At 70.5% G+C, this 10,102-nt stretch carries 7 protein-coding genes and 1 pseudogene; 4 read left to right on the forward strand and 4 right to left on the reverse strand.

Annotated features, from left to right (window positions below; translation table 11 throughout):
• Positions 1 to 590, forward strand: a 590-nt coding sequence (locus tag AWZ10_RS15770) for an SUKH-4 family immunity protein (protein ID WP_208618506.1), incomplete at its 5' end; no start/stop codon positions are given.
• A 230-nt stretch (positions 591 to 820) separates the two neighbouring features.
• Positions 821 to 1,696 carry a hypothetical protein gene (locus AWZ10_RS15775; protein ID WP_046704972.1) on the forward strand — a complete coding sequence of 292 codons (876 nt, stop codon included), beginning with the start codon at positions 821 to 823 and terminating at the stop codon, positions 1,694 to 1,696.
• Between the two features lie 135 nt (positions 1,697 to 1,831).
• Here the strand turns inward: AWZ10_RS15775 and AWZ10_RS15780 are convergent, their stop codons facing one another.
• From AWZ10_RS15780 to AWZ10_RS15790, 3 genes and pseudogenes are all read right to left on the reverse strand, one after another.
• Positions 1,832 to 3,490 carry a sodium/solute symporter gene (locus tag AWZ10_RS15780; RefSeq protein ID WP_060891371.1) on the reverse strand — a complete coding sequence of 553 codons (1,659 nt, stop codon included), beginning with the start codon at positions 3,488 to 3,490 and terminating at the stop codon, positions 1,832 to 1,834.
• Positions 3,487 to 4,008, reverse strand: coding sequence for a DUF485 domain-containing protein (locus tag AWZ10_RS15785; protein ID WP_060891372.1), 522 nt, complete (start codon positions 4,006 to 4,008; stop codon positions 3,487 to 3,489). Before AWZ10_RS15785 ends, AWZ10_RS15780 begins: the two co-directional genes overlap by 4 nt.
• A 170-nt stretch (positions 4,009 to 4,178) precedes the next feature.
• Positions 4,179 to 4,496 (reverse strand): annotated as a pseudogene (locus tag AWZ10_RS15790) (MFS transporter); the annotation flags it as partial.
• 582 nt (positions 4,497 to 5,078) lie between these two features.
• Between AWZ10_RS15790 and AWZ10_RS15795 the strand changes: the two are divergent.
• Together AWZ10_RS15795 and AWZ10_RS15800 are read left to right on the forward strand one after the other, a co-directional pair.
• Entirely contained in the window at positions 5,079 to 5,867 is a 789-nt protein-coding gene (locus AWZ10_RS15795) for an ABC transporter ATP-binding protein (protein WP_046707107.1), read from the forward strand.
• The gene (locus AWZ10_RS15800) at positions 5,864 to 8,443 is read left to right on the forward strand and encodes an ABC transporter permease (RefSeq protein ID WP_060891374.1); all 2,580 of its coding nucleotides are present in this window, start codon (positions 5,864 to 5,866) and stop codon (positions 8,441 to 8,443) included. Before AWZ10_RS15795 ends, AWZ10_RS15800 begins: the two co-directional genes overlap by 4 nt.
• 145 nt (positions 8,444 to 8,588) lie before the next feature.
• Here the strand turns inward: AWZ10_RS15800 and AWZ10_RS15805 are convergent, their stop codons facing one another.
• Positions 8,589 to 10,070: a DUF2079 domain-containing protein gene (locus AWZ10_RS15805; protein ID WP_060891375.1), complete on the reverse strand. Its 1,482-nt coding sequence runs from the start codon at positions 10,068 to 10,070 to the stop codon at positions 8,589 to 8,591.
• Positions 10,071 to 10,102 lie beyond the last annotated feature (32 nt).

Consider the following 10,102-nt stretch of genomic DNA (forward strand, 5'->3'; position numbering starts at 1 on the left):
CGGTCCAGCCGGCGCCGCCGGTCCCGCCGGAGGCGATCGGGCAGGAGCTGGCGGCGGCGTTCGGGCCGGGGGTGTTCCGGTTCGACCAGCAGGCGGTGTCGCGCCAGGGTGTTCCGCCGATCGTGGCGCACACCCTGGTCGTGGCCGGACTGCCCGTCGACATGGGCCCGTTCTTCTGGGCGCAGGCCCAGCCCGGCCGTCCGGTGCCGACGCTGGCGGAGCTGGCGCAGGAGCGGGGTGTGCAGCCGGCGGCCGACGCGGGCTCGTACCTGGTGATGGGCAGCGACTTCGGCAAGGCCCTGTGTGTGCAGTACGGCACGGCGAACATCGTGGCCGTGCCGGTGGAGGCGGGACCGGGCGGTGCGCCCGTACCGCCGCAGTTCGTGAACACCGGTCTGCCGGAGTTCGCGCGCTGCCTGGCCCTCCTCGGCCGGATGTGGCGGCTGCGGTTCGGTCTCAACCAGGAGCAGGCGGGCCGCTGGACCGTCGACTTCCAGGCGCAGCTCGCCGGCCTCGACCCGGCGGCGCTCGCCTCGCCGGAGAGCTGGTGGTCGGTGCTGCTGGAGCAGATGTGGGACGGGTTGCTGTGATCCGTCGCGGCTGACGGCCGCCGCGTCACCCGCACGTCACAAGGGCCCGGCCCGGTCTCGTACGACCGGGCCGGGCTCTTGCGTGTGCCCGCTGTCCGTGCCCGCTGCCGGTGCCCGCCGCCTCACCCGTGACCCTCGCACGGAGTGTCGCGTTATGAACACTTCTGCCCGATACATCAAGATGTGCGCGAAATCATCATTTCGTGTGTGTCCGGCGGAAAGGGCCCAGCATGAGCAGCGCACCGACGGCACCCCATGAGTTCGAGTTCGACGTCGTACGGCGTGGCTACCGAACCGACGAGGTCGACGCCCACACGGAGGCCCTCTCGCGGGACCGGGACGCCGCATGGGAGCGGGCCGCCCGGCTGACGGTGCTGGCCCGGGAGATGGGTGGGGAACTCGCCCTGCTGCGTGAGACGGTCGCCGGGCTGACCCCGCAGACCTACGAGGCGCTCGGCGAGGGCGCCCGCCAGTTGTTCGCCCTCGGCGTCGAGGAGGCCGCGGCCGTCCGCGAGAGCGGGCGTCACGAGTCCCGGCGGATGGTCGCCGAGGCGGAGGAGGCGGGGCTGCGGCTGCGGGGTGCCGCGCAGGAGTACGCCGACGAGGTGCGCGGCGAGGCCGACGAGCGGGCCCGGCATCTGTTGCTGGCAGCCCAGGCCGAGGCCGACGATCTGCGGATCGAGGCCCGGCGTGCGGTGAAGGAGGGGCGGGGCGAGGCGCTGGCCGCGCTGCGGGAGGTGCGGGAGCGGACCGAGGGGATGCTCACCGAACTCCAGAAGGAGTACGACGAGCGGGTGGCCGGCATCGAGCGGGAGGTGGGCGAGCGGGAGGCCGCCTTCGATGCCGGGCAGGCCGAACGGGCCGCCCGGGCCGAGGCGGAGCTGCTTGCGGCCGAGCAGGCCCTCGCGGATGCGGAGGCCGGCGCGGCGCGGATGCAGGACGAGGCCGAGGATCGCGCCGCGGAGGCGCTCGCGGAGGCTCGGCGGCGGGAGGAGTGGGTGGCCCGGGAGACGGAGCGGGTGCTGCGGGAGCATGGGGAGAGGTGGGACGAGGTCCGTGCGCAGATGGACTGCATTCGGGACAGTCTGTCGGCGTTGACGGATTAGGGTGCGGGGTTTTTGAGGGCATGCGCGGGTGCGGTTCGTGGGCGGGTGCGGGTGAGTGGGGCCTGGCCTTTCAGGGGCGCGGGGAACTGCGCGAGAAGCCCCACCGGAGCCGACCCGCCAGCGCACCCGCGCCCTTCACCTCTGGTCGCCCCTTCGTGTCGCTCCCGCCAGGATCCAGCCCTCCACCGCCTCGTACTGCTTGCGCTGTTCCTCTGCCTCGGTGTCGCCGGAGAGCCGGGTGCCGAGCCAGCCTGCGAGGAAGCCCAGGGGGATGGAGACGAGGCCCGTCGTGGTGAACGGGAACCAGTTGAAGTCGGCGCGGGGGAAGGCGGAGTAGGGGGAGCCGGAGACGAGGTTGGTGCCGGTCATGAGGACGAGGACGGAGAGACTGCCGCCGATCAGGGTGCACATGAGGCCCGTACGGGTGTAGCGGCGCCAGAAGAGGCCGTAGACCAGGGCGGGGGCGATGGCGGAGGCGCCGAGACAGAAGGAGAGGGTGACCAGCGGCTGGAGGTTGCGGTGCTGGACCATCGTGGCCAGGACGATCGCGGTGACGCCGACCGCGCAGGCCGAGAGCCTGGCGATGGTCATCTCGCGGCGCGGGGTGAGGGGTTTCGTGGCGCGGGCCGCGAAGACGTCGTGGGCCAGGGAGTTGGCGCAGGCGAGGATCATGCCGGCCACGGAGGCGAGGAGGGTCAGGAAGACCGCCGTCGTGACCGTGGTGAAGAGCAGGGTCTCCGCCGTGGACACCTCCGTGCCGAACGCCGCCATCGAGCCGAGCAGATAGGCCGTGTTGCCCTGCGGATCGGCCGCCGCGATCACCTCGCGGCCGATCAGGGCCGTCGCGCCGAAGCCGATCACCGCGATGATCAGGACGAAGAGGGCGACGGAGGGGACCGCCCAGGACAGCGAGCGGCGGACCTGGCGGGCGTTGTTCGCCGTGTACATGCGCATGGTGACGTGGGGGAGGCAGGCGCCGCCGAGGACGACCGTCAACTGGGCGCTGATCATGTCGAGTTCGGGGTGCGGACCGCCCGCGAACTGCAGCCCCGAGTGGAGGTACGCGGCGCCGATGCCGCTCTGGTCGGCCGCCGCGCCGAGCAGCAAACCGGGGTTCCAGTCGAACTTGTTCAGGATCAGTACGGCGACCAGTGCGCCGGAGCCGAGCAGCAGCACGATCTTGATGATCTGGATGAGGGCGGTGCCCTTCATGCCGCCGATCGCCGCGTAGCCGATCATCAGCGCGCCGACGACCACCACGACACCGGTCTTCAGGCTGTCGCCGGAGAAGCCGAGGACGAATGCCAGCAGGTCGCCGGTGCCCGCCAGTTGGACCAGCATCATCGGCATCAGCGCGGCGATGGTGACGACGCAGGCGACAACGCGCACGGACCGGCCGGGCATCCGCCGGGCCAGCGCGTCGCCCATCGTGAACCGGCCCGCGTTGCGCAGGGGTTCGGCCAGCAGGAACATCAGCAGCATCAGGGACAGGGCCGTGCTGAGGGCGAGGACCACACCGTCGTAGCCGAAGAGGGCGATCACTCCGCCGGTGCCCAGCACCGTCGCCGCCGAGATGTAGTCGCCCGCGATGGCGAGGCCGTTGCGCATGGGGGAGAGCGAGCTGTAGCCGGTGTAGAACTCGTCGAGGTCGTCCCGGTCCGGGCCCGTCATCACGCACAGCAGCAGTGTGATCGTGGCGACCGCCGTGAACCCGACGAGCGACATGGCCTGGGCCGACCCGCTGAACTCGGCGAGGCCGCCCGCGGCCGTGGTCGAGGGGACGATGGGTGTCATCGGAAGGTCCCCCGCCCGATGTCCTGCCGCGCGTCCCGTTTCGCGTCCGCCGCCGCCGACTCGCGGATGCGGTCGGCCAGCGGGTCGACCCGGTGGCGTGCGGTGTGCTCGTACAGCCAGATGGCCAGGCACGTCACCGGCACCTGGAGCAGACCGAGGAGCAGTCCCGTGGACAGTCCGCCGCTGACCTCGCTCGTCATGAACGACGGGGCGAACGCCGACAGGACGAGGAAGAGCACGAAGTAGCCCAGCGCGGCCAGCGTCGCCACCCGCCGCTGCCAGCGGTACGCGCTCCGCAGCACCCGCAGGTCGCTGTGGTGGCCGAGGGCGGAGGCGCGGGCGGACCGGGGGGCCGGGACCGCCACCGGTTCCTGGGGTGCCCAGGGGTAGGTCTGGTACGAGGGGGACGAGGTGTGCGGCGGGTACGAAGGGGACGAGGTGTGCGGCGGGTACGGGGGAGACGAACTGTGCGGTGAGTACGGGGGTCGGTGCGGGGGTGACGAGAAGGCGTCGGTCATCCCTTTGTCTCCTTGCGCGGCTCGGGTCCGGTGCGGACCGCGGGGAGCGGGGGGCGGGCGTGAACGCTACTCGTGGGTGCGGCGGTGCGCGAGGGTTTCGACAAACTGATCGGTCGGTATGCGCTTACTTGGAGGATCCGGCGCTGACCTCGGGTGTTACCCGGATTAACTCAGATTTTTGAACGAGGGTCAGGAGCGCTGGGGTCGACGAGCACCGGAAACCTCCGCGGTGCCACCACCAGCAGAACCAGGAACGCGACCGTCGCCGCGCACCCCGCTCCCAGGTGGACGGCGTGGACCGCGTCCGCGACCGCGCGGCGGACCGGTTCCGTGGCCGCGCCGACGTCGAGGGAGTGGGTGACGGCGTCGAGGTCTCCCGCGCCGCCGAGCCGGGAGGCCGGCACGCCGTTCGCGACGGCGCCGAACACCGCCGCGCCCAGGGTCTGGCCGGTCTGGCGGCAGAAGAGGATCGAGGCCGTGGCGGTGCCGTCAACCTGCCGCTCGGCGCGGCGGCGTTGTGGCTGCTCGTCCGTCATCTGCCGGATCCGGTGTCGCCGGTCGTATCTCGCCCACCGGACTGTCCCACCGAATGCCTTCCCCTTGCATCTATCTGCCGCCGACCGCCATGCCATTGACCCTCACGCCACGGCAGGGTGCAGCCTGGTCGCATCGCAGGGACGAGGGGAACCCCGAGGCCGTCTCCTCCCAGAGGGCGAGATCCCCTAGGGGGACCTCCGCACTAGGGCTCGGGGAGGGTTCGTACCGGCGGAGGACGAGACGGGGACCTCCCGTCCTTAACCTGGCTTTACGCCGCTGGGGGGCGGTGCACCGGAGCGGTGGGGGTGGGGTTTTCCCCAGCAGAAGACTGCGCTGGGCACCAGGGCGCCGCACCCCCTCCGGGGACCAGACTCATCAGCACACCACCTCGTACGACTCGGCGCCTCGCTTCGTACGGCACGCGGTTCGTACGGCACGCGGTTCGTACGGCACTCGCTTGCTACGGCACTCGCTTCGTACGGCTCGTCCACTGAGCGGCGGAACCATCCGCTGCACGACATAGGAGACATACCGTGACATCGGCTGTGACCATCACCAGGCACGGGGGTACTGGAGGGACTACGGCCGTTGCCGCGCGGGCGCGGCAGGTCGTGAAGGCGTACGGGTCCGGTGAGACCCGTGTCGTCGCCCTCGACCAGGTGGATGTGGACATCGCGCGAGGACAGTTCACCGCGATCATGGGCCCCTCGGGGTCCGGCAAGTCCACCCTCATGCACTGCCTCGCCGGGCTCGACACCGTGACGTCGGGTCAGATCTACCTCGACGACACCGAGATCACCGGGCTCAAGGACAAGAAGCTCACGCAGCTGCGCCGGGACCGGATCGGCTTCATCTTCCAGGCGTACAACCTGCTGCCCACGCTGAACGCGATAGAGAACATCACCCTGCCCATGGACATCGCCGGGCGGAAGCCGAACAAGGAGTGGCTGGGGCGGGTCGTCGACACCGTCGGCCTGAGCGACCGGCTCAAGCACCGGCCCACCCAGCTCTCCGGCGGCCAGCAGCAGCGCGTCGCCGTGGCCCGGGCGCTGGCCGCCCGGCCGGAGATCATCTTCGGTGACGAGCCGACCGGCAACCTGGACTCGCGGGCCGGCGCCGAGGTGCTGGGCTTCCTGCGCAGGTCGGTCGACGAGCTGGGCCAGACCATCGTGATGGTCACCCACGACCCCGTGGCCGCCTCGTACGCGGACCGGGTGCTGTACCTGGCCGACGGCCGCATCGTCGACGAGATGCTCAAGCCGACCGCCGACGCCGTGCTGGACCGGATGAAGGACTTCGACGCGCGGGGGCGTACGTCATGAGTGTCATGAAGACCTCCCTGCGCAACTTCTTCGCGCACAAGGGACGGATGGCGCTCTCGGCCATCGCGGTCATGCTGTCGGTGGCGTTCGTGACGGGGACCCTGGTGTTCACCGACACGATGGGCACGACGTTCGACAAGCTGTTCGCGGCCACCTCCTCCGACGTCACGGTCAGCGCCAAGGGCGCCTCCGACAGCGGTGAGACGCAGTCCGACAACGGCAAGCCGCCGGTGATGCCCGCGTCCGTCGTCGACAAGGTGGGCGGCGCGGACGGCGTGAAGTCGGCCGAGGGGACCGTCTTCTCGACGTCGGTCACGGTCGTCGACGCCGACAAGGACAGCCTCTCGCCCACCAGCGGCGCCCCGACCATCGTCGGCAACTGGAACGCCAACGACGCCCGCACCATGAAGATCTCGTCCGGCAACGCACCGCGCGGCCCCGACCAGATCATGGTCGACGCGGACACCGCCGACAAGCACGACCTGAAGCTCGGCGACGTGATCGGCGTGATCAACGCCGTCGGTACGCACGAGGCGAAGGTCTCCGGCATCGCCGACTTCCAGGTCACCAATCCGGGCGCCGCGATCTTCTACCTCGACACCGCCACCGCCCAGAAGACCCTGGTCGGCGAGACTGGCGTATACACCAACGTCAACATCACCGCCGCCGCCGGGTTCACGGACGCGCAGGTGAAGAAGAACGTCTCCGCCGAACTGGGCGGCGCCTACAAGGTGCAGACCGCCAAGGAGATCGCGGACGCCAACGCCAAGGACGTCGGCGAGTTCATGGGCGTGATGAAGTACGCGATGCTCGGCTTCGCCGGGATCGCCTTCCTCGTCGGCATCTTCCTGATCATCAACACCTTCTCGATGCTGGTCGCCCAGCGGACCCGCGAGATCGGCCTGATGCGGGCCATCGGCTCCAGCCGCGGCCAGGTCAACCGGTCGGTCCTCGTCGAGGCGCTGTTCCTGGGCGTGTTCGGCTCGGTCCTCGGTGTCGCCGGCGGTGTCGGCCTCGCCATCGGCCTGATGAAGCTGATGAGCGCCACCGGCATGAACCTGTCCACCGACGACCTCACCATCGCCTGGACCACCCCGGCGGTCGGTCTGCTCCTCGGCATGGTCGTCACCGTCCTCGCCGCGTACGTGCCCGCCCGGCGCGCCGGCAAGGTCTCCCCGATGGCCGCCCTGCGCGACGCCGGCGCTCCGCTGGATGCCAAGGCCGGAGTGGTGCGGGCCGTGATCGGCCTGCTCCTGACCGTCGCCGGGGGCTACTGCCTGTACCTCGCGTCCACCGCCGCCAAGGCGAGCGAGGGCTCGATGTGGCTGGGCGGCGGGGTCGTCCTGTCCCTCATCGGCTTCGTCGTCATCGGCCCGCTGCTGGCCGGCGCCGTGGTGCGGGTGCTGGGCGCGGTCGTCCTGCGGGCCTTCGGCCCCGTGGGCCGGATGGCCGAGCGCAACGCGCTGCGCAACCCCCGCCGTACGGGGGCCACGGGCGCCGCCCTGATGATCGGTCTCGCCCTGGTCGCCTGCCTGTCCGTCGTCGGCTCCTCCATGGTCGCCTCGGCCACGGAGCAGCTCGACAAGACGGTCGGCACGGACTTCATCATCCAGTCCGACACCGGCCAGCTGATCACCCCGCAGGCCGTCGAGGCCGCGAAGTCCGCCGAGGGCATCAAGAACGTCACCGAGTACAAGTGGACCCAGGCCGACTTCACCACCCCCGACGGCAAGAAGCTCAAGGAGACGGCGATCACCGCCGCCGACCCGAGCTACGCCACCGACCTCGCCACCGAGGTCGTCGAGGGCAGGCTGGCGGACGCCTACAAGCCCGACTCGATGTCCGTCCACGAGAAGTTCGCCAAGGACCACGACATCAAGCTCGGTTCCAGGATCGCCGTCGACTTCAAGGACGGCTCCACGGCCGACCTGACCGTCCGCGCGATCACCAGCAGCGACGTCGTCATCGACGCCGGGGCCATGTACACCTCCATCGACACGATGGCCAAGTACGTCCCCGCCGACAGGATGCCCCTCGACCAACTGCTCTTCGCCTCGGCGAAGGAGGGCCAGGACGCGGCCGCGTACAAGTCCCTCAAGGACGCGTTGCACGACTACCCGCAGTACGAGGTCCGCGACCAGACCGACTACAAGGAAGCGCTCAAGGGCCAGATCGACCAGCTCCTGAACATGATCTACGGCCTGCTCGCCCTCGCGATCATCGTCGCGATCCTGGGAGTCGTGAACACGCTGGCGCTGTCGGTGGTCGAGCGGACGCGCGAGATCGGTCTGATGCGTGCCATCGGCCTCTCCCGCCGCCAGCTGCGCCGCATGATCCGCCTGGAGTCGGTCGTCATCGCCCTCTTCGGCGCGCTCCTCGGCCTGGGCCTGGGCATGGGCTGGGGCGCCACCGCGCAGCAGCTCCTCGCCCTGGAGGGACTGAAGGTCCTCGACATCCCGTGGCCGACGATCATCGGGGTCTTCATCGGATCGGCCTTCGTGGGCCTGTTCGCCGCGCTGGTGCCGGCGTTCCGGGCGGGCCGCATGAACGTACTGAACGCGATCGCCACCGAGTAGCCATCGAGTAGCCACCGAGTGGCCATCGGCCGCTGGGCACGGGGGAACGAACGGGGGACACGGGGGGAACCGGGGGACACGGGGGAACCGGGGGAGAGCCCGGCGTCGGGAAGCGGAGGCTTCCGGGCGCCGGGCTCCACCCGTCTCAGGAGGACGTGCTCGGGGATGCGCTCGTGGATGTGCGCGGCGACGTACGTTTCAGCAGCACGTACCCCTGGATGACGCCCCGCAGCACGTACGTGTCGCGCGGATGCAGCTGACGGGCGAACGCGGGGACGTCCTTCACCCAGTGCGAGGAGTTGTTGAAGGCGATGTAGTCCGGGGCGAGGCCCTTGGTCCGGCCGATCCAGAAGACGCGGCAGCGGGAGGTCAGTCGGGTGATGGGCCCGATGTTGGACTCGACGGTGGCCCCGTCCGGGATGGTGCGCAGCAGCTTCTCCACAGCCCGGACCTCGGCCGGGACACGATAGGCGTCGGCCTTGGTCAGGGTGCCCAGCGGCAGCATGGTCGTCAGCGCGAGCGAGGCCGCGAGGACGGCGGCGGGCAGATGGAGCGCGTACGAGCGCAGCCACGGGCGGGAGTCGTGGCGGGCGCCGGGCAGTGCGTCGACGAGCGCGAGGGTGATGATCGGCATCAGTACGGCGCTGTAGTGCCAGGCCGTGCCCCAGTAGTGGTGGTCGGAGGAGACGAACCGCCAGCCCAGGGTGGGGAGGACGGCGAGGATGATCGGGGAGCGCAGGGCGAGCAGTCCGCTGGTCGGGATCACCAGCCAGAGGACGGTGCGGATCTTGGTGTCCATGCCGTCGAGGGGGCCGGAGTCGCCGACCTTGGACAGGTAGTCGGAGGCGCCGGCGGTGTTGAAGGCCGGGATGATCAAGGTGAAGGCGAGCAGCGTGGCGACCGCGCCGAACGCGGCGACCGCCAGGGCGTACGGCACCACCCGGGTCGAACCGTGCCGCCGGGCCCGCAGCGCGACGACGAGCGCGATGACCGCCAGCGTCAGCCCCTGGTCCTCCTTGACCAGCACCAAGGGCAGTCCCCAGAGCAGCGCCGCACGCCACCGCCGACGGAGCAGCGCCTCCAGGGAGAACGCGATCAGCGGAACGGCGAAACAGATCTCGTGGAAGTCGAAGTCCACGGCGTTCTGCAGCCCCCACGACAGCCCGTACGCCACCCCCAGCGTGAGCCCCCGCGCCCGCCCCAGCATCCGCGTCGCCGCCCGTGTCACCGGCACCGCCGACAGCGCGAACAGCGCCGCCTGCGCGACCAACAGCGTCACGGACGAGGGAAACACCCGGTAGAACGGCGCGAGCAGCATGGTGACCGGGCTGAAGTGATCCCCGAGCACGCTGTAACCCGGCCCCTTCAGCTCGACGATCGGCGCCTGGAAGTGCGCGTACGCCCGCACCGTCTGCTCGAAGATCCCCAGGTCGTACGAACGGGTCCCCATCCGCCGGTACCGCCCGACCGACACCGCGGCGTACGCGACGAACAGCACGACGGCCAGCACGTACGGCTCACGGCCCGCCAGGGAAAAACGCCGGGCACGGGGCAGGACCGAGGCCGCGACCGGCCTCGGTATGAGCGACTGAGCCGACGGGTTCGTGGACGGGACGCTCGGTGCCATGGATGCTCACGTTCGGCTGGGGGCTGGGGGCT

This window comes from Streptomyces europaeiscabiei (assembly GCF_001550375.1).
Taxonomy (GTDB): domain Bacteria; phylum Actinomycetota; class Actinomycetes; order Streptomycetales; family Streptomycetaceae; genus Streptomyces; species Streptomyces europaeiscabiei.